This window comes from Streptomyces sp. NPDC007863 (assembly GCF_040633895.1).
GTDB lineage: Bacteria > Actinomycetota > Actinomycetes > Streptomycetales > Streptomycetaceae > Streptomyces.
The window spans coordinates 366,756-392,492 of record NZ_JBEYEI010000001.1; the positions used below are offsets into that span (position 1 = coordinate 366,756).

The 25,737-nt window shown below is 73.7% G+C and carries 24 protein-coding genes; 12 read left to right on the forward strand and 12 right to left on the reverse strand.

All coding sequences use genetic code 11. The features are described 5' to 3' along the window. Positions 1–104: 104 nt before the first annotated feature. Complete coding sequence (locus tag ABZ621_RS01560; protein ID WP_360599512.1) at positions 105–734, reverse strand: response regulator transcription factor; 630 nt, start codon at positions 732–734, stop codon at positions 105–107. A gap of 225 nt (positions 735–959) precedes the next feature. Between ABZ621_RS01560 and ABZ621_RS01565 the strand changes: the two genes are divergently transcribed. Continuing rightward, positions 960–2,303, forward strand: coding sequence for a hypothetical protein (locus tag ABZ621_RS01565; protein ID WP_360599514.1), 1,344 nt, complete (start codon positions 960–962; stop codon positions 2,301–2,303). A gap of 18 nt (positions 2,304–2,321) precedes the next feature. Here ABZ621_RS01565 and ABZ621_RS01570 read toward each other — a convergent pair whose 3' ends face one another. Then, the gene (locus tag ABZ621_RS01570) at positions 2,322–3,170 is read right to left on the reverse strand and encodes a DUF4157 domain-containing protein (RefSeq protein WP_360599516.1); all 849 of its coding nucleotides are present in this window, start codon (positions 3,168–3,170) and stop codon (positions 2,322–2,324) included. Positions 3,171–3,364: 194 nt separating this feature from the next. Continuing rightward, the gene (locus ABZ621_RS01575) at positions 3,365–4,105 is read right to left on the reverse strand and encodes a GntR family transcriptional regulator (RefSeq protein WP_360599518.1); all 741 of its coding nucleotides are present in this window, start codon (positions 4,103–4,105) and stop codon (positions 3,365–3,367) included. 218 nt (positions 4,106–4,323) lie between these two features. On the opposite strand from ABZ621_RS01575, the gene ABZ621_RS01580 reads away from it, so the two are divergent. Genes ABZ621_RS01580 through ABZ621_RS01600 form a run of 5 tightly spaced genes read left to right on the forward strand, consistent with a single transcriptional unit; the run spans position 4,324 to position 9,835 of the window. Then, positions 4,324–5,487 carry an extracellular solute-binding protein gene (locus ABZ621_RS01580; RefSeq protein ID WP_360599520.1) on the forward strand — a complete coding sequence of 388 codons (1,164 nt, stop codon included), beginning with the start codon at positions 4,324–4,326 and terminating at the stop codon, positions 5,485–5,487. Then, positions 5,484–6,383, forward strand: a complete 900-nt coding sequence (locus ABZ621_RS01585; RefSeq protein ID WP_360599522.1) for an ABC transporter permease subunit — start codon at positions 5,484–5,486, stop codon at positions 6,381–6,383. Before ABZ621_RS01580 ends, ABZ621_RS01585 begins: the two co-directional genes overlap by 4 nt. Beyond that, positions 6,371–7,222 (forward strand): ABC transporter permease subunit, encoded by an 852-nt coding sequence (locus ABZ621_RS01590; RefSeq protein WP_360599524.1) that lies wholly within the window; start codon positions 6,371–6,373, stop codon positions 7,220–7,222. The genes ABZ621_RS01585 and ABZ621_RS01590 overlap by 13 nt, the downstream gene beginning before the upstream one ends. Then, positions 7,219–8,307 carry an ABC transporter ATP-binding protein gene (locus ABZ621_RS01595; RefSeq protein ID WP_360599526.1) on the forward strand — a complete coding sequence of 363 codons (1,089 nt, stop codon included), beginning with the start codon at positions 7,219–7,221 and terminating at the stop codon, positions 8,305–8,307. The genes ABZ621_RS01590 and ABZ621_RS01595 overlap by 4 nt, the downstream gene beginning before the upstream one ends. A 49-nt stretch (positions 8,308–8,356) precedes the next feature. After that, positions 8,357–9,835 carry an HAD-IA family hydrolase gene (locus tag ABZ621_RS01600; protein ID WP_360599528.1) on the forward strand — a complete coding sequence of 493 codons (1,479 nt, stop codon included), beginning with the start codon at positions 8,357–8,359 and terminating at the stop codon, positions 9,833–9,835. A 187-nt stretch (positions 9,836–10,022) separates the two neighbouring features. Here the strand turns inward: ABZ621_RS01600 and ABZ621_RS01605 are convergent, their stop codons facing one another. Together ABZ621_RS01605 and ABZ621_RS01610 are read right to left on the reverse strand one after the other, a co-directional pair. Further along, positions 10,023–10,325, reverse strand: coding sequence for a hypothetical protein (locus ABZ621_RS01605; RefSeq protein WP_360599530.1), 303 nt, complete (start codon positions 10,323–10,325; stop codon positions 10,023–10,025). Between the two features lie 160 nt (positions 10,326–10,485). Next, entirely contained in the window at positions 10,486–11,331 is an 846-nt protein-coding gene (locus ABZ621_RS01610; protein WP_360599899.1) for a GntR family transcriptional regulator, read from the reverse strand. Between the two features lie 265 nt (positions 11,332–11,596). Between ABZ621_RS01610 and ABZ621_RS01615 the strand changes: the two genes are divergently transcribed. The 5 genes from ABZ621_RS01615 (at position 11,597) to ABZ621_RS01635 (ending at position 17,817) form a co-directional block, all read left to right on the forward strand. Further along, on the forward strand, positions 11,597–12,859 hold the full coding sequence (locus ABZ621_RS01615) for an extracellular solute-binding protein (protein ID WP_360599532.1): 1,263 nt from the start codon (positions 11,597–11,599) through the stop codon (positions 12,857–12,859). 3 nt (positions 12,860–12,862) lie between these two features. Then, a complete protein-coding gene (locus tag ABZ621_RS01620) occupies positions 12,863–13,792 on the forward strand; it encodes a sugar ABC transporter permease (protein WP_360599534.1) in 930 nt (309 codons plus the stop codon). Then, positions 13,789–14,643, forward strand: a complete 855-nt coding sequence (locus tag ABZ621_RS01625; protein WP_360599536.1) for a carbohydrate ABC transporter permease — start codon at positions 13,789–13,791, stop codon at positions 14,641–14,643. The genes ABZ621_RS01620 and ABZ621_RS01625 overlap by 4 nt, the downstream gene beginning before the upstream one ends. A 96-nt stretch (positions 14,644–14,739) precedes the next feature. Then, positions 14,740–16,314 carry a beta-N-acetylhexosaminidase gene (locus tag ABZ621_RS01630; protein WP_360599538.1) on the forward strand — a complete coding sequence of 525 codons (1,575 nt, stop codon included), beginning with the start codon at positions 14,740–14,742 and terminating at the stop codon, positions 16,312–16,314. 66 nt (positions 16,315–16,380) lie between these two features. Further along, positions 16,381–17,817 carry a cellulose binding domain-containing protein gene (locus ABZ621_RS01635; protein WP_360599540.1) on the forward strand — a complete coding sequence of 479 codons (1,437 nt, stop codon included), beginning with the start codon at positions 16,381–16,383 and terminating at the stop codon, positions 17,815–17,817. 74 nt (positions 17,818–17,891) lie between these two features. On the opposite strand, the gene ABZ621_RS01640 is transcribed toward ABZ621_RS01635, so the two are convergent. Beyond that, the gene (locus ABZ621_RS01640) at positions 17,892–18,326 is read right to left on the reverse strand and encodes an SHOCT domain-containing protein (RefSeq protein WP_360599542.1); all 435 of its coding nucleotides are present in this window, start codon (positions 18,324–18,326) and stop codon (positions 17,892–17,894) included. A gap of 138 nt (positions 18,327–18,464) precedes the next feature. On the opposite strand from ABZ621_RS01640, the gene ABZ621_RS01645 reads away from it, so the two are divergent. Further along, a complete protein-coding gene (locus ABZ621_RS01645) occupies positions 18,465–19,130 on the forward strand; it encodes a phosphatase PAP2 family protein (RefSeq protein ID WP_360599544.1) in 666 nt (221 codons plus the stop codon). A 7-nt stretch (positions 19,131–19,137) separates the two neighbouring features. On the opposite strand, the gene ABZ621_RS01650 is transcribed toward ABZ621_RS01645, so the two are convergent. From ABZ621_RS01650 to ABZ621_RS01675, 6 genes are read right to left on the reverse strand one after another with little or no spacing between them, the layout of a single operon-like run. Then, positions 19,138–20,478 carry a glutamate-1-semialdehyde 2,1-aminomutase gene (locus tag ABZ621_RS01650; RefSeq protein WP_360599546.1) on the reverse strand — a complete coding sequence of 447 codons (1,341 nt, stop codon included), beginning with the start codon at positions 20,476–20,478 and terminating at the stop codon, positions 19,138–19,140. Positions 20,479–20,486: 8 nt separating this feature from the next. After that, on the reverse strand, positions 20,487–21,038 hold the full coding sequence (gene rfbC, locus ABZ621_RS01655) for a dTDP-4-dehydrorhamnose 3,5-epimerase (protein WP_360599548.1): 552 nt from the start codon (positions 21,036–21,038) through the stop codon (positions 20,487–20,489). Beyond that, positions 21,035–22,240, reverse strand: coding sequence for a polysaccharide pyruvyl transferase family protein (locus tag ABZ621_RS01660; protein ID WP_360599550.1), 1,206 nt, complete (start codon positions 22,238–22,240; stop codon positions 21,035–21,037). The genes rfbC and ABZ621_RS01660 overlap by 4 nt, the downstream gene beginning before the upstream one ends. Further along, on the reverse strand, positions 22,237–23,184 hold the full coding sequence (locus tag ABZ621_RS01665) for a glycosyltransferase family 2 protein (protein WP_360599552.1): 948 nt from the start codon (positions 23,182–23,184) through the stop codon (positions 22,237–22,239). The genes ABZ621_RS01660 and ABZ621_RS01665 overlap by 4 nt, the downstream gene beginning before the upstream one ends. Continuing rightward, positions 23,181–24,473 (reverse strand): hypothetical protein, encoded by a 1,293-nt coding sequence (locus tag ABZ621_RS01670; protein WP_360599554.1) that lies wholly within the window; start codon positions 24,471–24,473, stop codon positions 23,181–23,183. The genes ABZ621_RS01665 and ABZ621_RS01670 overlap by 4 nt, the downstream gene beginning before the upstream one ends. A gap of 5 nt (positions 24,474–24,478) precedes the next feature. Further along, positions 24,479–25,732, reverse strand: a complete 1,254-nt coding sequence (locus tag ABZ621_RS01675) for a DUF4910 domain-containing protein (RefSeq protein ID WP_360599901.1) — start codon at positions 25,730–25,732, stop codon at positions 24,479–24,481. Positions 25,733–25,737: the final 5 nt, after the last annotated feature.

Here is a 25,737-nt window from a genome sequence, read left to right on the forward strand (position 1 = left end):
ACGGCCCGAGGATGCCGCACCCGTCCGCCCCTGTCGCGGCTCCGTAAGTCACGCTCAGGGGAAGGGAGTTCTGCCCCTACGGGCAGACGGTCACCGGAGAACCCTCAGATCAGCCCCTGCCGCATCGCGTACGCCACCGCGTGCGAGCGGTTGCGCAGCTGCAGCCGGGTGATGACCGCGTGCAGCACGTTCTTGATGGTGCGCTCCGAGTACGAGAGCTTCGCCGCGATGTCCGCCGTGTCGTACCCCTCCGCCACCAGCCGCAGCACGTCCACCTCGCGCGCCGCGAGGCCCGTGAAGTGCAGGCCGCGCGGGCCGAGGACCTGGCCCTGGAGCCGGCCCACCTCCTCCAGGAGCCGTCCGACCAGGTCGGACGGCAGATGGCCGGCGCCCTTGGCGACCGTGCCGATGACGTGCACCAGGTGTTCCGGCGTGGCCTCCGCCCGGCGGATCACCCCGGCGACCCCGCACTCGGCCGCGCTCACCAGCTTCTGTTCGTCGATGTCCGTCGTCACCAGGACCGGGCGCGAGGTGCTGGTGCGCCGGATGTGCCGCAGCAGGCGCAGCACGTCCTCGTCGACCGTGTCCACCACGAGGACCACGACCTCGGGTGCCGGGTCGGCGGATTCGCTCCATTCCGTCACGCTGATCTCGGGCCGTGCGCGTAACTGACTCGTCACCCCGGCCTGCGAGATCGGGTCCTGCGCGCGCAGTGCCACAGCCGTCCGTTCCATGGTCAAGCTCCCCCCGGGCGAGCGGAGGCCGACGCGGGTGTCGCACGGGCCCCCTGGTTCCCATCGTGAAGCGCCAACAACCCACGCCCCACTGGTAGTTCGGCCAACGGGAGATTCCCTGACTGTTCGTCATGAAACAGAATCGTTGATTCGGGCACGGAATCTGCCCGAAAGTGTTCCTCCTCTGACGATGCTGTGGAGAGGACCGGAACCTACGGTGCGCCCATGAGTCTTACGGCAAGCCTCGACGCATCGCACGTCACCGCCGTACCGGGCGAAGAGACGAGCCTCCCTCTTCAGGTGCGCAACTCCGGTACCACCGTGGAGGAGTACCGCTTCGAGGTGGCCGGAGCCTGTGCCGCCTGGACGACGGTGGAACCGGCGACCCTCTCGCTCTACCCCGGCAGCACGGAGACCGTCTCCGTCACCTTCCGGCCGCCCCGGGACCCGTCCGTCCCGGCGGGCGAGACGCCCTTCGGGATCCGTGTGGTCCCCACCAGCGGCCACACCGAACCCGTCGTCCCCGAAGGCCTGGTGGCGGTCGCGCCGTTCACCGAGGTCACCGCCGAACTGGTGCCCCGGGGTTCGCACGGCGTGCTGCGCGGCCGCCACAAGATCGCGGTCGACAACCGGGGCAACGCCCCGCTCACCGTCGCGCTCTCCGCCCGCTCCGGCACCGAACGCACCGGGATCACCTTCACCCGGCCCGAGCTGACCGTCGAACCGGGCCGCGCCGCCTTCGCCGAACTGCGCGTCAAGCCCGCCAAGCGCCTGTGGCGCGGCACCCCGGTCGTCCACACCTTCCAGGCCGTCGTCGCACCGCCCGCGCCCGAAGGCGAGGAACCGGCCGCGCCGGTCGTCCTCGACGGCTCCTACCAGCAGGAAGCGATCCTGCCGCGCTGGCTGCCGCGGGCCCTCGTCCTCGCCTGCGTCCTCGCCCTGATCCTCACCGGCTTCTGGTACGGGATGCTCCGGCCGGCCGTGAAGTCGGCGGCCCGCGAGGCGATCACGCCCGAGGTCATCGCCTCCGCGACCTCCGGCCCCGACCAGGGCGGCGGGCAGACCGACGGCACGACGGGCGGCGGCTCCGGAGGCGGCGCCACGACCGCGCCGCCCCTCGCCCCCACTCCGACACCCACCCCCACCCCGACCGCGAGCGCCAAGCCGAGCGCGAAGCCGAGCGCCAAGGCCACCGCCAAGCCGCTGCCCGCGCCCGTGCCGACCAGCGCCCAGGTACAGGTCAGAGACGGTGTGGGCGGCGGATCGAGGAGCGGTACGGCGCTGACCGTGCCGGCCGGGAAGACCTTCCGGCTCACCGACATCGTGGTCCAGAACCCGCAGGGCGACGCCGGCACGGTCGTCGTCACGGTGGACCGGGGGGCCCGCGTCCTGACCCTGGCCCTGGAGAACTTCCGCGACTCCGACTACCACTTCGTCACCCCGATCATGGTGCCCGCCGGCGGCGAGGTGACGATGACCGTCGACTGCCGCAAGGTCGGCCGCCCCGTCAACGCCCCCGCTCCCAGCCGGTGCGCCGAGTCCCTCTTCCTCGGCGGCACCCTGCAGTAGGCCGCGCCCTGAACCGGCTCACGCCGCCGGCGGGGCCTCTTCCTCCTCCTCGGCGCCCGCCTCCGCCGCCCGCTGTACGAACGAGCCCTGCACGTCGGCCGGTTGCTCGTCCTCGTCCTCCGTCGCGGCCCGCTGTACGGCGGGCGCGGCGGAAGCGGGGGAAGCGGCGGCAGGCGCCGCGGGGGCGGAGGCCGGGGCCGGTTCCGCCAGCACCCGTTCCGCGTTCGCGACGGCCTCCCGCTCGAAACGGTCGGAGGGGTCGCTCACCCGGATCCCGCCCGGCGCCTCGGTGCCCTCCACCGGTCCGCTGCGCTGCTGGATCACATGGGTCAGCTCGTGCGCCAGCGTCGTCCGCCCCTGCGGCGACGCCGGGTCGTACGCCTCGCGCTGGAACACGACGTCGTTCCCGACCGTGTACGCGTGCGCGCCGATGCCCTTCGCGGAGGCGTCCGCGGCGGCGTCGGTGTGGACGCGCACGTCGGAGAAGTCGGCGCCCATCCGGGCCTCCATGTCGCCGCGGGTCGCGGCGTCGAGCGGCTGCCCGCCGCCCGAGGCCAGCACGTCGTGCACCGGTGAGCGCGCGCCCTCCTCGGCCGCCGCCCCGCCCTCGGGCTCCGCGCCCCGGCGGCGCTGGACCATCGCCCCGACGGCCCCGTTGCCCACGGCCCGCTGGAGCGCGCCGAGCCCGGACGCCCCCACGACGTCGGTGCGCCCGGCGGCGGCGGCCTCGAAGAGCCGCGCCGCACCGGGGCCGCCGTCCTGAGCCCGGTCGTCCCGGAGCCGCTCGTCCCCGGCGTGCCCGGGGTCGTGCTCCTGGCGGTGGTCGTGTCCGTGCTCCTGGTCGTGCTCGTGCTCGTACGCACTCATCGGCAGCTCCCCGAACGGTCCCCGAAGACGTCCCTCCCGGGGCCGCGGCCCGGCCCCGGACCCCCAGCCTCCCCACCCTCCCGTGCCCCGTCCAGGCCGGTCCCCGGCCGCCGGGGGCAGGAACCGCTGCCCCTTCGCGCAGTGCCCCGACGCACCCGCGGACACCGCCCGGGTGGGGTGTGCCCGCGGGGGCGTCACACGGCCGTCGTGCGGACCAGCGGGTTGTGGCCGATCGCGTTGTGGACGGAGAAGCTGACGGCGTCCGGGCGGTAGCGGTCGTCGGACCACTCCACCGGCCGGCCGTCGTGGGTGGTCGTGACGCGGCGGACGCGCAGCAGCGGGCTGGTGCGGCGGACGGCGAGGAGCACGGCGTCCCGGGCGCCGGCGGAGACCGCGTCGATGACGTGCTCGCCGTGGGCGAAGACCAGGCCGGTCTCGTCGTACAGGCGCTGGGTGACCGACGCGCAGTCGGGGTCGAGGAGTTCGACCGCGGGGGAGATCCAGTCGGCGTAGACGGTGCGCTCGACGAGGACCGGCTCGCCGTCGAGACCGCGCAGGCGCAGCACGTTGAGCAGCGGGACGCCCTCGGCGAGGTGGAGCCGGGCGGCGTCCTCCGGGGTGGCCGGGCGGTACTCCTGCGCGACGACCCGGCCGGTGGCCTCGCGGCCCATCGACTGCGCCCACTGGGCGAAGCTGCGCAGCTCGGCGAAGCTCTGGCTGCGGCGGCCGGCCAGGACCACCCGCCGGGCGCCCTGCCGGGAGCCGATCAGCCCCTCGGCGGTCAGCGCGGCGACGGCCTGGCGGACGGTGCCGCGCGAGACGCCGTACCGGGCGGCGAGGTCGGTCTCGGCGGGGAGCCGGGCCCCGACCGGGTACTCTTCGCGCTGGATCGCCCCCCGCAGCTCCGCGGCGATCTGCTCGTGGCGCGCGCTCATCGCTGCTCCCCCTTCTCCGTGTGTCGTGTGCGCGGCGAAGCCCGTGTGCACAGGAGCAACAGCCTAGTTGAACGTGTCAGTGGCTGGAAAGCGACGCCAATGTGCAGGGAATCGCGGGAATCCATTCCCGTCTCGTTCACCTTCGCGTCACCGACACCGGGCGTACTGAGGCCAACTTGTTCAGACAAGTTGAACCCTCGACCCTCCATGGAGATGCCGTGCCCGTCCCCGCGCACCTTCCGAGAAACGCCGTCCTCGGCGGTTCTCTCGCCCTCGTCGCCGCCCTCGCGCTCACCGCCTGCGGCGCCGCCCCCGAGCCCGCCGGCACCACCGCCGACGGCAGGAACGCCGCCTCCGCCACCTCCGCCGCCGACTTCGGCGGCATGGACGCGCTCGTCGCCGCGGCCAAGAAGGAAGGCACGCTCCACGCCATCGCGCTGCCCCGCGACTGGGCCAACTACGGCGCCCTCATCGACGGCTTCCAGCAGAAGTACGGCATCAAGGTCGAGGTGGAGAACCCGGACGCCTCCAGCCAGGACGAGATCAACGCCGTCACCTCCCGCAAGGGCCAGGACCGCGCCCCCGACGTCCTCGACCTGGGCAGCTCCTTCGCCCTCAGCGCCGCCCAGCAGGGCCTCCTCGCCCCGTACAAGGTGACCGCCTGGAGCGACATCCCCGAGGGGCAGAAGGACCCGGAGGGCCGCTGGTACAACGACTACGGCGGCTACGTCTCCATCGGCTGCGACGCCAAGCGCGTCAAGAACTGCCCCACCACCTTCAAGGACCTCCTCAAGCCCGAGTACAAGGGCCAGGTCGCCCTCAACGGCAACCCCACCAAGTCCGGCTCCGCCTTCGCCGGCGTCTTCGCCGCCTCCCTCGCCCAGGGCGGCTCCTTCGACGACATCCGGCCCGGCATCGACTTCTTCGCCCAGCTGAAGAAGAACGGCAACTTCACGCCCGTCGAGTCCACCCCGGCCACCGTCGAGAAGGGCGAGACGCCCATCAGCATCGACTGGGACTACCTGAACGCCGGCTACGCCCAGGAGTTCACCTCCAAGGGCCTCGACTGGAAGGTCGCCGTCCCCACCGACGGCCGCTACGCCCAGTACTACTCCCAGGCGATCAACAAGGACGCCCCGCACCCGGCGGCCGCCCGCCTGTGGCAGGAGTACCTCTACAGCGCCGAGGCCCAGAACCTCTGGCTCAAGGGCTTCGCCCGCCCGGTCCTGATGCCCGCCATGGACAAGGCCGGCACCCTCGACCAGGCCGCCGCCCTGAAGCTGCCCGCCGTCTCCGGCGTCCCGGCCTTCCCGGCCGAGGCCCAGCAGGCCAAGGCCAAGACGGTCCTCGCCGAGGGCTGGGGCAAGGCCGTCGCCGGATGACGGCCACCGCCACCGTCGCCGTCGCCGCCGGGCGGACCCCCGCCCGGCGGCGCGGCCGCCGCGCCCCCGCCTGGCTCGCCGCCGTCCCCCTGCTCGCCTTCACCGCGGTCGCCTTCGGCGTCCCCGCCGTCGCCATGCTCGGCGGCGCCCTCACCGTCGACGACCCGGCCACCGGCGCGAGCGCGTACGGCACCGGGAACCTGACCGCCTCCCTCCAGGGCGCCTACCTCACCGCCCTCCTCGGCAGCGTCGAGCTCTCGGCGACCGCCGCCGTCCTCGCCGCCGTCCTCGGACTGCCGCTGGCGCAGGCCGTCGTCACCTCCCGCTCCCGCGCCCTGCGCGAGGCCGTGCTCACCGCCTCCGGCGTCCTCGCCAACTTCGGCGGCGTCCCGCTCGCCTTCGCCTTCGTCGCCACCCTCGGCAACTCCGGCGTCCTCACCCGGCAGTGGGGCCTCACCGAGAAGGGCTGGAGCCTGTACAGCTTCTGGGGCCTGGTCCTCGTCTACCTGTACTTCCTCGTCCCGCTCATGGTCCTCACCATCACCCCGGCCCTCGACGGCCTGCGCACCCAGTGGCGCGAGGCCGCCCGCAACAACGGCGCCACCACCCTCCAGTACTGGCGGCACGTCGCCCTGCCCGTCCTGACCCCGAGCCTCCTCGGCGGGTTCGTGCTGCTCTTCGGCAGCGCCTTCGCCGCGTACGCCACCGCCGCCGCGATGGTCGGCAGCGCCGTCCCGCTCGTCACCCTCCAGATCTCCGACGCCCTCTCCGGGAACGTCCTCGTCGGCCAGGAGAACGTCGCCCTCGCCCTCAGCCTCGACATGGTCGTCGTCGCCGGACTCGTCATGGCCGTCTACCTGCCCCTGCAACGCCGGAGCTCGCGATGGCTCACCTGAACCGCCCCACCGCCGCCTGGCGCCCGCTGGTCCTCGGCCTCGCCGGGCTCTACTTCCTGGTGCCGCTCGCCGCCTCCGTGATCTTCACCGTCGACGTGCCGGAACACGGCCTCACCCTCGACGCCTACACGCAGATCATCGGCACCGAGGGCTTCCTCACCAGCCTGCTCCTCTCGCTCGGCCTCGCCGCCGTCACCATCGCCGTCGTCCTCCTGCTCGTCGTCCCCGCCATGGTGGCCCTGCGGCTCGGCGCGCCCCGGCTGCGCCCGCTCGTCGAGGCGGTCTGCTCCCTGCCCCTGGTCGTCCCGCCCATCGCCTTCGTCGCCGGCATCGGCACCGTCCTGAAGTGGGGCCCCGAGCACCTGTCCCGCACCCCCCTCTTCCAGACCTTCGTGGCTCTGCAGAACCCGGACTTCCCCCTCGTCCTGGTCCTCGCGTACGTCGTGATGGCGCTGCCCTTCACCTACCGGGCCCTCGACGCGGGCCTGCGGGCCGTCGACGTCCGCACCCTCGTCGAGGCCGCCCGCAGCTGTGGCGCGGGACCCGCGCGCGCCCTCGTCACCGCCGTGCTGCCGAACCTTCGTGGCGCGCTCATGAACGCGGCCTTCCTCACCCTGGCCCTGGTCCTCGGCGAGTACACCGTCGCCCAGCTGCTCGGCTTCCGGCCCTTCGCCGTCTGGATCGTCAACATCTCCGGCTCCCAGGCCCAGATGTCCGTGGCCGTCTCCGTCCTCAGCCTCCTCGTCACCTGGGTGCTGCTCCTGGCCCTCGCCGGGGCGGGCGGCCGCACACCCGGCACCCGCCGCACCCGGACCCGCACCGCCAAGGGAACACCATGACCGCGACCCTCACCGCCGCCACCGACCGCGCCGCCGCCACCGAGGCCGCGACCGTCGAATTCCGCGCCCTGCGCCGGACGTTCGGGACCACGACCGCCCTCGACGGGCTCGACCTGACCGTCGCCCCCGGCGAACTCCTGGCGCTCCTCGGCCCCTCCGGCTGCGGCAAGACGACCGCCCTGCGCATGCTCGCCGGCTTCGAGACCCCCGACTCCGGCGCGGTGCTCGTCGACGGCCGCGACATCACCCACGTACCGGCCCACCGCCGCGACGCCGGCATGGTCTTCCAGTCGTACAGCCTCTTCCCCCACCTCGACTGCGTCGACAACGTCGCCTTCGGCCCCCGCATGCGCAAGACCGGCAAGGCGGACCGCCGCAGGCAGGCGCGGGAACTCCTCGAACTCGTCGGCCTCGGCGACAAGGGCGGCAGCTACCCCCACCAGCTGTCCGGCGGCCAGCAGCAGCGCGTCGCCCTCGCCCGCGCCCTCGCGCTCCGCCCCCGCGTCCTCCTCCTCGACGAGCCGCTGTCGGCGCTCGACGCCAAGGTCCGCCTCACCCTGCGCGACGAGATCCGCCGCATCCAGCGCGAACTCGGCATCACCACCCTCTTCGTGACGCACGATCAGGAAGAGGCGCTGTCCATGGCCGACCGGGTCGCCGTGATGCGCGCCGGCCGCCTCGAACAGTGCGCCCCGCCCGCCGAGCTGTACGGCCGCCCGGCGACCGCCTTCGTCGCCGAGTTCGTCGGCACCATGAGCCGGATCCCCGGGCACCTCGACGGCAGCACCGTCGAGGTGCTCGGCCGCCGGCTGCCCGTCGACGGCGAGGCCCCCGCGGCCCGCGAGGTCGACGTGCTCGTCCGCCCCGAGGACCTGCGGGTCACCACGGACGGCGCGTGCTCCGCGCGGATCGTCGCGACGGCCTTCCTCGGCGCCACCACCCGCCTCACCGTGCGGCTCGCCGACGCCACCGAGGTCAAGGCAGACCTGCCCACGCACGAGGCCGCCGCGCTCACGGCCGGCGACGCCGTGACGGTGACCCCGCGCGAACGCCCGGTCCTCGTCGCGGCCCGCGCCGCCGCCTGACCACCACGGCCCGCCCGACCCGTACCGTCCGCCACAGAAAGCGAACAGCGTGACCACCGAACTCCCCCTGCAAGCCGTCCTCTTCGACATGGACGGCACGCTCGTCGACACCGAGGGCCTGTGGTGGGAGGCGGTGGAACAGGTGGCGGGCCGCCCGCTGACCGAGGCCGACCGCCCCCACGTCCTCGGCCGTCCGGTCGAGCACACGGCGGCCTGGCTGGCCGCGTCGGCGGACCGGACGGCCTCCGCCGACGCGCTCGCGGCGGCCCTGCACCGCGAGTTCGCCGACCGGGTCAGGGCCGAGGTCGTGCCGCGCCCCGGCGCGCTCGCCCTGCTCGCCGCGCTCGCCCGCGACGGAGTGCCGACCGCCCTGGTCACGGCCTCGCCCCGGGCGGTCGCCGACCTCGTCGTCGACGCCCTCGGGGCGCTCGGCGCACCGGAGTTCACGGTCTCGGTCACCGCGGACGACACCCCCCGCACCAAGCCCGAGCCGGCTCCGTACCTCGCCGCCTGCGCCGCCCTCGGCGTCACGCCCGCGCACTGTGTCGCCGTCGAGGACACCCCCACCGGCGTCGCCTCGGCGGAGGCGGCGGGCTGCGCGGTCCTCGCGGTCCCCTCGGTCACCCCGATCGAGGCGGCACCGGGCCGTACCGTCCTGGACGGACTCACGGACGTCACCCCGGAGCGCCTGCGGGCGATGGCGGCCCGCCGCCTCACCGTCATGACCTGGAACCTGTGGCTCGGCGGCGCCCGGGTCGAGGACGCCCGGGCGAAGCAGCTCGCGGTGATCCGCGCCTCCGGCGCGGACGTCGTGGGCCTCCAGGAGACCGCGGGCACCGCGGCGCAGGAACTCGCCGAGGCGCTCGGCTGGCACCACCACCGGGCCGGCGACAACCTGGGCGTGCTCAGCCGCCACCCGATCACCGCCCGCCTCGGCGACCCGGACGTCGGCTTCTACGGCGCGGCCGGCGTCCGGCTCCGGATCGCCGACGGTCACGAGGCGGACGTCTGGACGGCCCACCTGCACTACACGCCGTACGGCCCGTACGAGGCGGACCTCGACGGCCTGCCGGCCGAGGAGCTGATCGCCCACGAGTCCGTCCGCGTGGCCCAGATGCGGGACACGCTCGACCGGATCGCCGAGACGGCGGGGGAGGAGCGCCCGGTCGTCCTCGTCGGCGACTTCAACGCGCCCTCGCACCTGGACCGGCCCGACGTGGCCTGGCCGGTGACGCGGGCCGCGGAGGACGCCGGGTTCCACGACAGCTACCGGGCGGCCCACCCGGATCCCGTGCGCGCCCCGGGCCTCACCTGGTCGCCGGTCCACCCGGTCCACCCGGAACAGGGCCGCCACGCCGGCCGCCCCGAGCCGCAGGACCGCATCGACTACGTCCTGCACAACGCCCGGGGCCTGCGCGTCCTCGACTCCCGCACCCTGGTGACCGGCGACCCGGCGCCGTGGCCGGACGTCGCCGCGAACGAGTGGCCGTCCGACCACGCGGCCGTGGTGACGACCTTCGCCTTCTGACCTCGGAAAGCGTTGTGCCCCACACCCTGAAGGGTGTGGGGCACCGGAGGTTCGGGAGTCCAACGACCAGTCGGCCCCTCGCTCCGTGGTTCCCACCGTAGTGGGCGCTCGCCCCGGGAAGCCCCATTCCGTGCCTTCATGACCGGAACGAGTGAGGGCGGGCGCGGCCGCTGACGGGGGAGCGCGGTCAGGCGGAGAACGATCCGGCGCCGCCGGGCACATGGACGCCGTGACCGGGCTGGGCGACCACCGACGGGCCGAGGCAGAACGGGTTGCCGTAGATCCGCACCGGTCCGTCCGTCTGGTTGGTCAGCACGTGCGCGGCCGTGGGCAGCTGCTGACAGCCGGACGGGTCCCGGTAGACGTCCAGCGGCTGGACCTCGGTGGAGAAGACGACGACGTCGCCGGTGGCGGCGGCCTGGGCGGAGCCGGCCAGACCGAGCACCGCGCTCGCGGCGACCAGGGAGATCAGAACTGCTCGTGTACGCATGGGACATCCTCGGCACAGAAGATCCCGCATCGGCGCGGGCTGGCACCACAGCTACCGGGCCGCCCCGCCCAAGATCCACTTCAGTCGGGTGGTTTCACTCTCCAGGCTGAGCGGAACCCGCCGGGAGGGGGTCGTCCTTGACGTCCCCGTCGTCGGCGGTTCAGGTGTGGTGCTGGACGACGCCCCGGGTGGAGAAGGGGACCGGGTCGCCGGTGGTGAAGTCGCCCGGCGGGATGCCCGGGTGGTGGCCCTGTTCCGCGTCGGGGTGGTCGTCGGCGGGGTTGAGGGTGAGACGGGAGACGATGCGGTAGCGGTCGCCCCGGTAGAGGGAGTGGACGTACTCCACCGCGCGGCCCCGGCTGTCCGTGGTGAGGCGCTCGAAGAGCAGGGCGGGGGAGAGCTCGGGGACGTCGAGGAGGTCGGCCTCGGCCCGGGTGACGACGGTGGGCTCGATGGACTGGACGGCCTCGCTGACCCGGATGCCGTGGCGGTCGCGGAGGTGCTCGTACAGGTCGCCCTGTTCGAGCTCGTCGCTGGTCAGGCCGGGGGCGAGGTCGGCGCGGACGTGGAGGTGCTCGATGGCCATGGGGGAGCCGTCCACGAGCCGGAGGCGGGCCACGTAGAGGATCTCGGCGGCGGGGGAGACCCGCAGCTTGCGGCTGACGCGGGCGCCCGCCGGGAGGGTGCGGAATTCGAGGAGTCTGCTGGTCCAGGCGCCGCCGGCCTGCGGGAGGCTGAAGGCGTTGCGGTCGGAGATCAGCTCCTGGGTGATCTTCTCCGCCGCGACGAACATGCCCCGGCCGTGCTCGCGGACCAGCAGCCCCGCGACGACCAGTTCGTCCACGGCCGCGCGCAGGGTGGGGCGGGACACGCCCAGCTCGACGCAGAGGGCGCGCTCGGACGGGATGGCGTCGCCGGGGCGCCTCGCCTCGATGAGCTCGCGGATCGCGTCACGGACCCGCTCGCGCTTGAGCATCGCGCCGGAGGCTGCCGCGTCGATCTCCATGGGGCTCTCGTTCGTCGTCGGGACGTTGTGTTCGCTGGTCAACCATAACTGGTCTACTGGTCAGCTTTCAACGGTGTCCACAAGGTCCAGCGCCGTGCGCACTCTTCCCCCGAAGTCGGCGAAATGCGGTCTGTGTTGCGGGGGTTGACGGCGACATTGGTCCATGCCACCTTCATCTCGCGTCAACTGGTAAACCCCTGACAGGTCAAGTGGTCAACTCGGGGTCTGCCCTGTTCCTCCCCGTTCTCACGCCCCGAGGTGAACCGTGAAGCACCGCCCCCTTGCCCTGCTCGGCGCCCTGTTGCTCAGCTCCGGACTCGTCGCCTGCTCCTCGTCCGGAGACGACGCGGATGCCGGCGGACCCACCGTCCTCGACGTCTGGCTGATGCGCGACAGCGTCTCGGAGGCCTTCCAGAAGGAGTTCGAGACCGGCTTCGAGAAGGCGCACCCGGAGATCGACGTCCGCATCCAGATCCAGGAGTGGGAGGGCATCGGCGAGAAGGTCACCGCGGCCCTGGCCAGCAACGACGCCCCCGACGTCATCGAGGTGGGCAACACCCAGGTCGCCCAGTACGCCCAGAGCGGCGGACTGACCGACTTCACCGGCAAGGTCGACGACCTCGGCGGCGAGTTCTGGCTCGACGGCCTCGCCGAGCCCGGCGCCTGGGAGGGCAAGCAGTACGGCATCCCGTACTACGCCGCCAACCGCGTCGTCATCTACCGCACCGACCTCTTCCGGGAGGCCGGCATCGACGCCACCACGATCAAGACCCGCGACCAGTGGCTCGCCGCCACCGAGAAGCTCGACACGGACGGCGTCCAGGGCATCTACCTCCCCGGCCAGAACTGGTTCGCCCTCGCCGGCTTCGTCTGGGACGAGGGCGGCGACCTCGCCATCCACGAGGACGGCAGATGGAAGGGCGGCCTGGACAGCCCCGAGGCCATCCGGGCCATGGAGTTCTACAAGCGGCTCCAGGCGCTCGGCAAGGGCCCCAAGGACTCCGACGAGTCCCGCCCCCTCCAGGCCGACGTCGTCGCCAAGGGGCAGACGGCCCAGGTCATCGCCACCCCCGGCGGCGCCAACGTCATCGCCCAGAAGAACCCGGAGCTCAAGGGCAAGCTCGGGTTCTTCCCCATACCCGGCAAGACCGCCGACCGCCCCGGCGCGGTCTTCACCGGCGGCTCCGACCTGGTCGTGCCCGCCGTCGCCAGGCACCAGGACGAGGCGTACACCTTCATCAAGGAGCTCACCGGCGACACCTGGCAGACCAAGCTCGCCCTCGCCATGAGCTACGTCCCCAACAAGACCACGCTCGCCACCGCCGTGGCCTCCGACCCCGGAGCGGCGGCCATGGCGGTCGGCGCCGCCCACGGACACGCCACCCCCAACACACCCCAGTGGGCCGCCGTCGAGGCCAAGAACCCCATCAAGGACTACATGACGGCCGTCCTCACCGGACGCGACGCCGCCGCCGCGGCCGCCAAGGCGGCCCAGGCCGTCACCACCACCCTGAACAGCGGCTCCTGACGGATGACCAGTCCCGCCCTCCGGCGAGCGGGGCGCACCCGTCGCCCCCTCGCCCCCGGCCCCTACCTGCTGATCGCCCCCGCCGTCCTGGGGATGCTCTACCTCCTGCTCTACCCCTTCGGCCGGGCCCTGCTCATCTCCTTCCAGGACTTCGGACTGCGCGAACTGATCTGCGGCGAGGCCCAGTTCGTCGGACTGCGGAACTACCGGACCCTGCTGGCCGACCCGGTCTTCTGGGACGTCGTCCGCCGCACCTTCCTCTTCATGGCCGTCAACGTCGTCGCCATCATGATCCTGTCGACCCTGGTCGCCCTGATGACCGAGCGCCTCGGCCGGATCGGCAGGACCGTCGTCCTCAGCTCGCTGGTGCTGGTGTGGGCGGTGCCCGTCGTGGCCGCCACCACCGTCTTCCAGTGGCTGTTCCACTCCGAGTTCGGCATCGTCAACGAGACCCTCACCGACCTCGGCTTCCGCTCCTTCGAGGGGTACACCTGGTTCGCCGACGGCCCCGCCGCCTTCACCATCCTCGTCGTCCTCGTCGTCTGGCAGTCCGTCCCGTTCGCCGCCGTCACCCTCTACTCGGCGCTCACCACCGTCCCCGGGGAGCTCTACGAGTCGGCCCGGCTCGACGGCGCCGGCGGCCTGCGGATCTTCCGCTCGGTCACCTTCCCCCTCGTACGGCCGATCTTCATGCTCGTGCTCTCCCTCGAAGTGATCTGGACCTTCAAGGCCTTCGTCCAGATCTGGGTGATGACCCGCGGCGGCCCGGGCGACGCCACGACGATCCTGCCCGTCTACGCCGTGCAGACCGCGCTCGCCAACCAGCGCTACGACCTCGGCTCCGCCGCCTCCATGGTCACGCTCCTGCTCATGAGCGGCGTCCTCGTCCTCTACTTCCGCCGACTCTTCCGCCAGGAGGGGGAGCACCTGTGACCACGACCCGCAGGGCCGCCCCCGGGCGCGCCCTCCGCAGGGCCCCGCTGTACGCGGCGGCCACGCTGACCGTGACGGTCTGCCTCTTCCCCGTCTACTGGATGGTCACGACCGCCTTCACGCCGTCCCGCGACCTCCAGTCGTACGAGCCCGGACTGATCCCCGCCGAGTGGACCCTCGACCACTTCCGCACCGCCGTGCGGGCCGACGGCTTCGCCCTCTTCTGGCGCAACAGCGCCCTGGTGACCCTCGGCGCCGTGCTCCTCGCGCTGGTCGTCGCGCTCGGCGCCGCGTACGCCGTCGCACGGCTGCGCTGGCGGGGCCGCCGCGCGTTCATGCTGGCCGTGTTCATCGCCCAGATGGCGCCGTGGGAGTCCCTCGTCATCCCCGTCTACATCATCTCGCGCGACACGAACATGCTCGACCGGCTGCCCACCCTCACCCTCGTCTACTTCATGATCACCCTGCCGTTCACGGTGGTCGTGCTCCGCGGCTTCATCGCCGGCATCCCGCCCGAACTGGAGGAGGCGGCCCAGGTCGACGGCTGCACCCGGGTGCAGGCCTTCCGCCGGATCGCCTTCCCGCTGCTCGCACCGGGCCTGATGGCCACCTCGCTCTTCGGCTTCATCACCGCCTGGAACGAGTTCACCTACGCCAACTTCCTCATCATCAAACAGCAGGACAGCCGCACCCTGCCCGTCTGGCTCTCCTCCTTCCAGACCACCTTCGGCACCGACTGGGGCGCCACCATGGCCGCCTCCACCCTCTTCGCCCTGCCCGCCCTGATCGTCTTCCTCGCCCTCCAGCGCCATGTGACCTCGGGCCTCACCGCGGGCGGCGTCAAGGGCTGACCGACGCGACACGACGCGACACGAGACGACGCGACCACCCCGCCGCTTCCGCGCCGCGCGGGCCGCCCGCCCCGCAGAACACCGGAGACGAACCCCGTGGACCTGCCCCACCCCGCCCGCCCCCGCCCCGACCTCGCCCTCGTCCCCCGCCCCGGCCGGCTCTCGCACCGCCCCGGCCGCTTCCGCCTCGACACCGCCACCCGCCTGCGCGTCGCCCCGGGCGCCGAGCCGGCCGCCGACCTCCTGCGCGGCTACCTGACCCCGGCCACCGGGCTGCGCCTGGACCACGCCGACGACGGCACCTTCGTCCTCGCCCTCGACCCGGCGCTCACCGGCCTCGGCGAGGAGGGGTACGGACTCACCGTCGCCGACCACGGCGTGCTGCTGCGCGCCGCCCGCCCCACCGGCCTCCTCCGCGGAGTGCAGACCGTGCGCCAGCTGCTGCCGTACGAGGCCCTCGCCGGCCCGCCCGCGAGGGCGACGACCGAACTGCCCGGCGTCGAGATCACGGACGTCCCCGCGCACCCCTGGCGCGGGATGCTCCTCGACGTCGCCCGGCACTTCCAGCCCGTCTCCTACCTCCACCGCTTCGTCGACCTCCTCGCCCTGCACAAGCTGAACGTGCTCCAGCTCCACCTCACCGACGACCAGGGCTGGCGGATGCCGGTGGCCGCCTATCCGCGGCTCACCGAAGTCGGCGGCCGGCGCGCGGAGTCGATGGTCGGCCCGGCCGGCAGCGACCGCTTCGACGGCCGCCCGCACGGCGGCTCGTACACCCGCGCCGAACTCGCCGGCCTCGTCGCGTACGCCGCCGACCGGGGGGTCACGGTCGTACCGGAGATCGGCGTGCCCGGCCACGTCCGGTCCGCGCTCGCCGCCTACCCCGCGCTGGGCAACCACCCCGAACGCCACCTCGACGTCTGGACCCACTGGGGCGTCTGCCCCACCGTGCTCGGCGTCGGCGACCACGTCCTCGACTTCTTCCGCACCGTCCTCGACGAGACGATGGACCTCTTCCCCTCCTCGTACGTCCACATCGGCGGCGACGAAGTCCCCACCGCCGAATGGGAGTCCAGCCCCGCGGCGATCGCCCGCGCCGCACGGGAGGGACTCCCCGGCCCCCGGCACCTGCACGGCTGGTTCCTGGAGCGGACCGCCGACCACGTCCTGCGGGCCGGCCGGCGCCCCGTCGTCTGGGCCGAGGACGGCGCCGCCCTGCCCCCGGACTGCACGGTGATGAGCTGGCGCACCCCGGAGCACGCCTGGGCGGCGGCCCGCCGCGGACACGACGTCGTCCTCGCCGACCACCGCCGCGTCTACTTCGACTACGCCCGCGGCCCCGGCCCCGGCGAACCGCCCGCCCAGCCGGGCCACAGCCTCGGCCTGCGGACCGTGTACGACCTCGACCTGCTGCCGCCCCACGGCGCGCCGGAACCCTCGGGGAAGGTCCTCGGAGCGCAGGGCCAGCTGTGGACCGAGTTCGTCCCCACGCCCGACCACATCGAGTACCTCACCTACCCCCGCCTGTGCGCCCTCGCCGACCGCGTGTGGAACCCGGACCGCGACTGGCCCGGCTTCCGCACCCGGATGGACGGGCACCGCGCGCGGCTCACCGCGCTCGGCGTCCCGCACGACACCCTCCCGGACCGGGCGGCAGCCGCCCCCGCGTGACGCGTGCGCGCACCACCCCCACGAACCCTCCCGCCGACGGCGGGAGCGAACGGAAGGATCCGTCTGATGACCACCCGTGCCACGAGCCGCAGCACCCGGGCGGCCCTCGCGCTGACCGCGATCGCCGGCAGCGCCGCCCTCGCCACCCTGCCCCTCGCCACCGCCTCCGCCGCCCCCGGCGACGGCCTCGCCGTCCAGTACCGCACCAGCGCCTCCGGAGCCACCGCCGACCAGAGCGAGCCCTGGCTCAAGGTGCGCAACACCGGCACCACCGCCGTGGCGCTGAACCAGGTCAAGATCCGCTACTACTTCAAGGCCGACTCGCCCACCGCCGCCTACCGCTTCGCCTGCTCGTGGGCGGTCAAGGGCTGCTCGGCCGTCACCGGCACCTTCGGCACGCTCGCGAACCCCACCGCGACGGCCGACCGCTACCTGGAGATCGGCTTCACCTCCGCCGCCGGTTCGCTCGCCCCCGGCGCCGACACCGGCGACATGCAGCTGCGCTTCCACCGGTCCGACTGGCAGACCCTGAACCAGAGCGACGACTACTCCTTCCAGGGCGCCCCGGCCTCCTACGCCGACTGGTCCAAGGTCACCGCGCAGCTCGCCGGCACGACCGTGTGGGGCACCGCCCCCGCGGGGAACGAGCCGACCACCCCGCCCACCACCCCGCCCACCACGCCCCCGACGGGCAGCGGCGAGGTCCTCTTCGACGACTTCTCCTACACCTCCCACACCGACCCGGCCCTCGCCTCCCACGGCTGGAACGTCCGCTCCAACTCCGGCGGCCCCGGTGTCCCCGGCGCCACCTGGGACCCCTCCAAGGTCACCTTCGTCGACCAGAGCGGCAACACGGTGATGAACCTGGAGACCTCCAGCGCGGGCACCGGCTCCACCACCACCCACACCGAAGTCCTCACCAAGGCCACCAAGTTCAAGAACGGCACCTACGCGGCCCGGGTGAAGTTCTCCGACGCGCCGAAGTACGGCCCCGACGGCGACCGCGTCGTCCAGACCTTCTTCACCATCAACGACCTCAAGGCCCCGATGGCCGACGACTACGCCGAGTACGACTTCGAGTACCTGCCCAACGGCGGCTGGGGCGAGCCCGCCAACATCCTCTACACGACCTCCTGGGAGACCTACAACCCCGACCCCTGGCAGGCCGTCAACCAGCACAGCGAGAGCCGCACCAGCTTCGCCGGCTGGCACGACCTCGTCGTCACCATCGACAACAGCAAGATCACCTACTACGTCGACGGCGCCGTCCTCGGCACCCACGACGCCGCCTACCTCCCCGAGCGGCCCATGTCCATCAACTTCAACCAGTGGCTCATCGACCTCAACGGCCTGACGTCGACCACCCCGCGCGCCTACGACCAGCAGGTCGACTACGTCCTGCACGTCAAGGACCAGGTCCTCACCCCGGCCCAGGTCGCCACGAAGCTCGCCGCCCTGCGCGCCGCCGGCACCACCTTCGTCGACGAGGTCCCCGCCTCCTGACCCACGCGCGAAACCCACGCGCGAAGGCGGGGCGGGATCCGCCACACCGGATCCCGCCCCGCCCGACGACGTCCCTAGGCGGCCTTCGCGCCCGCCGGCGGGTCGTCGGTGAGGACGAGGGCCTTCGCCCGGGCGAACTCCTCGTCCGTGATGTCGCCGCGCGACCGCAGTTCGGAGAGCCGGGCCAGCTCGTCGACGCTGCTGCGCCGCTCGCCGCCCGAGGCCGTCTTGCGGATGTACGCGTCGAACTCCTGCTGCTGGGACCGCGCCTGGGCGATCTCGCGGCGGCCCATGTTCTTGCCGCGGGCGATCACGTACACCAGCACGCCGAGGAACGGCAGCAGGATGACGAAGGCCATCCAGCCCGCCTTGCCCCAGCCGCTCATGTCGTCGTCGCGGAAGATGTCCATGATGATCCGGAAGAGCAGGATGAACCACAGGATCCACAGAAAGAACCAGAGCATGCTCCAGAACACGCTGAGCAGCGGATAGTCATAGGCCAGGTACATGGTCGTCTCCGGTCGCTATACGGCTTATCGACCGTAACCTCCCGTGCGCCGTCTGTCGCGCGGAGAACCGGCGACCGCCGGGCCGCACGGTGGCTAGGGTGGCCGGGACGGGGGCCGGGGCCGTGGGAGGGGAGCGCGATGGGACGGGCGGACGCGGGGCCGGGGCGGGCGGTGCTGCCCGGGCCGTTACGCGGGTGGCTGGGGGCGGTCGCGGGGCTCGCGGCCCTGGCGGTGGCCGTGCTCGGGGCCCGGTACGGGGGCGCCGGCGGGCCCGGCAGGGTCGACGTCCGGGTCCGGGGCCTGCTGGGGGACACGGGGGCGTCGTGGCGGGAGCTCGCCGAGGCCGCGGACTTCCTGGGCGAGCCCGCCGGGGCGGCGGGGCTCGTCGCCGTCGGCGTGCTCGGCTGCCTGGTGGCGCGGCGGCCCCGCGCGGCCGTGCTCCTCGTGGGCGGGGCCGGGATGTCCGTGGCCGCGACCACCCTGCTCAAGCCCGTCGTCGGCCGGACCATCCACGGCGGCTACCTCGCCTTCCCGAGCGGGCACACCGCCTTCCTCACCGCGTTCGCGCTGGCCGTGGCGCTGGTGGTGAGCGGCAGGCTCGGCCTCGGCCGGACGGCCGGCCTGTCGCTCGTCCTCGCCGCCGGGGTGACCGGCGGCGCCGTCATGGGCTGGGCCCAGATCGTGCTGGACGCGCACTACCCGACTGACGTCCTCGGCGGCTGGTGCACCGCCTTCGCGGTCGTCCCGGCGGTCGCCCTGTCGATCGACCACCTCGCCGACTCCCGGGCCCCGCAGAGAAAGTGACGTGTCGTCACGCCAAGCGGCGGAAGACCGGCTTCACCGGCCGGCCCGTCAGCCACGGCGCCGGGCCGCCCGCGTCCAGCGCCTTCCGGTACACGGCGCACGCCTGCGCCACCACGTCGACGGTGTGCTCGACGTCGGCGTCGTCGAGGGCGCTGCTCACCACGAAGGACGGGGCCAGCACACCGCCCGCCAGGAGCCGGTGCAGGAACAGGGTCCGGTACTCCTGGGACGGCCGGCCGTCCGCGTCGAGCGTGGCGAAGACCAGATTGCTGGCCCGGCCCCGTACGACGACGTGGTCGGCGACGCCCATGGCAGCCGCGGCCTCGCGGACCCCGGTGGCGAGCCGCTCGCCCAGGGCGTGCAGCCGGGCCGTGACGCCCTCCTCTGTGTAGACGCGCTGCACGGCCATCGCGGCGGCCAGCGCGTGCGTCTCCGCGCCGTGCGTCGTGGACAGCAGGAAGACCCGCTCGCCGGAGTGGCGCAGACCGCCCCGCTCCATCAGCTCCCGGCGGCCGGCGAGCGCGGAGACCGCGAAGCCGTTGCCGAGCGCCTTGCCGAAGGTGGAGAGGTCGGGGACGACGCCGTACAGGCCCTGCGCGCCCGCCTCCGACCAGCGGAAACCGGTGATCATCTCGTCGAAGACCAGCACGCACCCGTGCCGGTCGGCCAGGGCGCGCAGACCGGCGAGGTAGCCGGGCGGCGGTTCGGTCTGGGTGGCGGGTTCCAGGATCAGACAGGCGATCTCGCCCTCGTACCGGCCGAGCAGCTCCTCCGTGGCGGGCAGGTCGCCGTAGGGGAAGCGCATGGTGAGGTCGGTGGTGGTGGCGGGGATGCCCGCCGCCATGGGCGTGGTGCCGATGAACCAGTCGTCGACCGAGAAGAAGGGGTGGTCGGCGCAGACGGCCACCCGCGCGCGACCGGTGGCGGCACGGGCGAGGCGGACCGCGGCCGTCGTGGCGTCGGAGCCGTTCTTCGCGAACTTCACCATGTCCGCCGTCGGCACGGTGGCCAGGAAGCGTTCCGCCGCCTCGATCTCCACGACGGACGGCCGGACGAAGTTCCCGCCCCGCTCCAGCTCCCGCCGCACCGCCTCGACCACGCGCGGGTGGGCGTGGCCGAGGCTGACCGACCGCAGGCCCGAGCCGTACTCGACGTACCGGTTCCCGTCGACGTCCCAGACGTGGGCGCCGCGGCCGTGGCTGATGACCGGGGCCAGGTGCTCCGGGTACTGGTCGTCGCCCTTGGCGTAGGTGTGCGCGCCGCCCGGGATCAGGGCGTGCAGGCGCTCGTTCGCCGCCCGCGACCGGGGCAGCGCGAACTCCTCGGTGTCCCGCGCTTCGGTGTCCATCTCCCGCCTCAACCCCCCAGCCGCTTCAGGACGTCGGCGAGGCCCGGGGCCTCGCGGTCGCGCCGGGACACCGACGTGACGGGCAGCGGCCAGGGGATGCCGAGCTCCGGGTCGTCGAAGGCGATCGTGACGTCCTCGGCGGGGTCGTGCGGGCGGTCGATCCGGTACGAGACGTCGGCGGGCCCGGTCAGCGCCTGGAAGCCGTGCGCGCACCCGGCGGGGACGTACAGGGTCGCCTGCGTCTCGCCGGACAGCTCGACGCAGATCCGGCCGAGGTACGTCGGCGAGTCCGGCCGCAGGTCGACGACGACGTCGAAGATCCGGCCGTACGAGCACCGCACCAGCTTCGCCTCTCCGGCGCCCGCACGCAGGTGCATCCCGCGCACCACGCCCCGGACCGAACGGGACAGGCTGTCCTGGACGAAGGCGTCCGGGTCGATCCCCGCCGAGCGGACGACCTCGGCGTCGAAGGTGCGGCAGAAGGAGCCGCGTTCGTCGGTGTGCGGTGTCGGCTCGAAGAGACGGGCGCCGGCGATCTCCGGGACGTGGGTCGCTTTCATCGTGCCTCTCGGGAGGTGGGGACGGGACGGTCGGGGAACAGGGACGAGGACAGCGCGGCGAAGTGGGCGTCGAGCCGGCGGGCGGCGGCGCCGTTCCGCTCGGCGAGCGTCCGGCGCACCTCGGCCGCGTGCTTCTCCAGTGCGCGGAACCGGTCGAGCAGCCGGTCGGCGTCGACCTCGCGCGCCGGATGGCGGTACGCCCCGAGGCCCATGTCCTCCATCAGGGCGTCGCTCTTCGCGGCGTAGCTGAGCGCGAGCGTCGGCGTTCCGGTCCGCAGCGCGCACACCAGGTTGTGGTAGCGGGTCGCGACCACCGCCTCGGCCGCCGCCGTCTCCGCCATCAGCTCCGCGAGCGAGTCCGCGCCTGCGGCGGTGACCAGCGGCGAGTCGACCGCGTCGAGGATCGCGGCGACCACCGTCGCGTCGGCGGCGTCGCCGGTGAGCAGCCGCACCCGGCGGCCCTCCGCCGCCAGGGCACGGACGAAGCGGGTCGTCTCCGCGACGTAGCGGCGGTGGATCTCCCCGGCCCTGGCCCGGTCGTCGTTGCCGCCGTGGAAGTCCATGACGCCGACGCACACCGGGCCCGGCGGGGCGCCCGGCGGCGGCGCCGGCAGGGCGAACGCGAGGTCGGGGTGGACCGCGTCGCCCGTGGTGTCCACGCCCATCGCCCGCATCGCGTCCCGGGACGGCCCGTCCCGGTAGGAGCGGTACGCGGCGAGCCGCGCCGACCAGCGGACCAGGGCGCGGGTCGGCCGCTCGGCGATCGCGTCCGCGCCCACACCGACCAGCGCGACCGGGGTGCGCAGCAGCCGGCCGCTCGCGCACAGCAGGAACAGGGAGTACGGGAAGCCCCAGGGCCGCAGCGGCAGCGTGGCCTCCAGGACGCCCATGCCCGGCACGATCACCAGATCGTGCCGGCGCACCCAGGCGGCGGTGCGGACCGCGTCGACGAGCTTGCCGAGCGCCTTCCCGGCGACCGCGCCCGCCCGCGACGCGGTCCGGTACTCGCCCCGGTACCAGTGCAGCCGGGTCGCCGGGATCCCGAAGCGGGCCGTGACGGCCTCGGGGCCGCCGCACAGCGCGTCGACGACCGCCGCCGGGTGTTCGGCGCGCAGATACCGCAGGACGGCTTCGAGGGAGCCGTCGTTGCCGAGGTTGCCGGAGCCGAGGAGACCGAACACGCCGACGCGTACGGGGGTCACCGCCGCCTTCCCTCGCGGCCGGCGACCAACGCGTCGACGGAGACGGTCAGGTGCGCCGGGTCGACGGGGGCGCGGTCCTCGACCCGCTCGCCGGCGCCCGGCCGGGCCCGGCTCGCCGCCCACTCCGCCAGGTGCCGGTAGCAGGCGCGCCGGTCGGCGGAGGAGAGCGGCGCCCGCCGGATCGCCGCGACGAACCCCCACACGTACTCGGCGAGCAGCCGCGGCGTCGGGTGCAGCGGGCCCGCCCGGCGCGGGTCCAGGTTGACGCAGCGGGACCGCTTCGAGGGGTTCGCCCGCTCGGCGCGGGTGGGGTGGTCGCGGCGGAAGTACAGCAGCTCCGGCACCTGGTGGAAGGGGCCGTTGAGGCCGATCTCGGCGACGAAGGTGCGGTCCGCGTGGTGGTAGCTGTCGTGCGGCCGCACCCGGCGCAGCACGTCGGCCCGCATCACGCCGTAGAAGTCGTCGCCGCCGGGCTCGAACAGCATGCTGCGGAACCGCTCGGGGGCGTGCGGGGAGGCGGTGGCCAGACCGTACGCGTACGGGACCTTCACCTGGCCGTCGCCGTCGATGACGGCCTGGTCGGCGTGGGCGAGGATCACCTCGGGCCGCTCGTCGAGGGCCTCCACGCAGCGCCGCAGCAGGTCCCTGGCGTACAGGTCGTCGTGCGAGGCCCACTTGAACAGTTCGCCGCGGCACTGGGTGAAGACGTGGTTGTGGTTCGGCGCCGCCCCGATGTTGCGGGCCAGCCGCAGGTAGCGGACGCGCGGGTCGCGCGCGGCGTAGTCGCGGCAGATCTCCTCGGTCCCGTCGGTCGACGCGTTGTCGGAGACGACCAGCTCGAAGTCCCCGTACGTCTGGCCGAGGAGGGCGTCGAAGGATTCGGCGAGGTACTCCTCGCCGTTGTGGACGGGCAGGCCGATGCTCAGCCGGGGGACGGCGGTCATGAGGTCCTCACTTCACGGATCGGTTTCTGGTCGTGCTCACGCAGGGCGGACCGCAGCTGGAGCCACCACACGGCCGAGCTGCCCAGGGTCGCCGCGGCGACGCCCCAGGCCGAGCCGACGGCGCCGCCCGCCGCCGCGCCGCCGAGGCCGCCGGCGGCGTAGCAGGCGGAGGCGAAGAGCTGGGCGCGCAGGCTGCGCCGGGCCGCGCCGAGCGCGCGGAGCCCGGCCGCGGCGCCGGTGCCGAGACCGGCGCCCGCGACGCCGAGGGTGGCGGGGACGACGAGGAGCGCGGCGGAGTGCCAGACGTCGCCGAGCACCAGGGCGCCCGCCCGGTCCGGCACCAGGAGGAGCGCCGCGCCCCACAGCAGCGCGGCGGCCGCCTGCCCGCCGCCGAGCAGCAGGCAGAACGTGCCGAGCCGGTGCGGCGCCCGCTTCAGGACCCGCGCGGCCTCCGCGACGGTGACGAGCGACAGGCCCATGAGCACGGCGAGGAACGGCCCGAGGAGCAGCTCGGCTCCCCGGACCGCGCCCACCGCGCCGACCCCGGCGAGCGCGCCGAGCCCGTACGCCCGCAGCTGGCCCGCGCCGCTGAGGCTGACGTTCTCGACGAGGTACCGGCCGCCGAGGTCGCTCTGCTCGCGCAGCCAGCCGCGCGCCGCGCCCGGCCGCGGCCGGATGCCGGACTGGAGACAGCCGTACGCCGCGGCCACGGCGGCGGACCCGCCCCAGGCCAGCAGGAAGGCGGCCACCCCGCCCACCCGGGCCGCCACCACCAGGGCGGGGACGAGTGCGACGCCCCACACCACGTCGTTGACGAAGGCCTTGCGGCCGTCTCCGGCGGCGAAGAACGCGAACCGCCAGGCGTCCTGGAGCAGCAGCGCGGGCAGCACGATACCCAGGCACGCGAACGCCGCGCCGACGCCGCCGCCCAGGGCGACTCCGGCCGCGAGGCAGACTGTGCCGACGGCGACGCCCACGGCGAGCGCGGCGCCCGACGAGCGGGCCACCGCGGCCCGCCAGGACGCCGCCGGCACCGCGCTGAAGCGCACCACCAGCGGATCGGTGGCGACGCCCCGGGAGACGTTGAGCACCACGCCGTACGTCACCCACGCCAGGCTGAACACGCCGAAGGCGGCGAGGCCCAGGGAGCGGGCCACGTAGATGCCCACCGCGAAGTTGGTCATGCTGGAGGCCGCCTGGTCGGCGAGGCCCCAGGACAGCCGGCCCGCGAGCGCGCGCCGGCCGGAACCCCCCGCCGGGGCCGCCTCCTTCTCCTCCCCGGTGGTCACCGGCCTCACGCCTTGATCAGCCCGGCGTCGCGCAGCGCCTCGGCCGCGGCGGCGACGGCGTCGAACGGCAGCCCGGACCGCTCGGCGACGTCAAGGAGCCCGTGGTCGCCGTCGGAGAGGCTGAGCACCCACAACATCGCGAGCTGCGCCTGCTTCGCGTCGCTGCGCCCGCCGAGCGAGTCGTACAGTCCGCGCCGGCCGAGCTGCGGTTCGCCGTACGGGCTGAGGTTGACGTACCGCCGGTCGCGGTCGAGCACCGAGAACGCCTCGCGGCAGACCGCGAGGGTGTCCTCCATGGCCTCCGGGGAGACGAAGTCCGGGTCGTCCGCCGACGTGTGGTACTCGGGATAGCCGCCGTACGGCGTCCGGCTGAGCGAGCCGACCCCGAGGTCGAAGCCGGGGGAGCAGTACTGCCGCTCGTCGTAGCCGTACGGAGTGAACTCGACGATCTCGTGCGGTCGTCCGGAGGTTTCGAGCACGTGCCGCAGGACCCGGTCGATCCCCGCGTCGCCGCGCCTGCTCCGCTTGTACGTGAGCCGGCCCCGGTCGCCCGCGCAGGCCAGCACGAGCCCGTGCCTGACCCGCTCGATCCGCTCCGCGTTGCGGGCCAGCCAGGTGATGGCGCCGATGGTGCCGGGCGCGAAGACGAACCGGTACGTGTGGTACGGCGTCCCCTCCGCGAGCGCCCGGGCGAGGAAGACCGCGACGGCGATCCCGGCGAGGTTGTCGTTGGCGAGCGCCGGGTGGCAGACGTGGCTGGAGACGATCACCTCGTCGGCGACCTGCCCGGGGACGACGTGCTCGGCGTAGGTGAGGTGCCCGTCGGCGAGCGTGGAGTCGATCCGCACCTCGTACGGGCCGTCCGGCAACGCGTCGAGGGTGTTCTGGGTCAGACAGAACCCCCACTCCGGCGCGTAGTAGCTGGTGCGGTACGGGATCAGGTCGGGCTGGTCCGGCAGCGTGTGCAGATGGCCGCGGAGCTCGGACAGCGGCATCGTGGCCGCGACCGGCACGCTGTAGCCGAGCACGTGGAGGCTGGACGCGGCGAAGTCGACGACCCGCCGGCCGGTGGCGTCGGCGACGTACGCGTCCCGGATGTTCCACTCCTGCGGCACCGTCCAGTCGAGCACCCGCGTCCCGGTCGGCACCTCGTGCACGTCGAGCGGCAGGTACTCGCCGACGACGTCCAGGGTGGCCCGCACCCCGTCGCCGGTGATGCTCCGGCACAGCGGGTACAGCCGCTCCACCAGGGCGTGCATCTCCT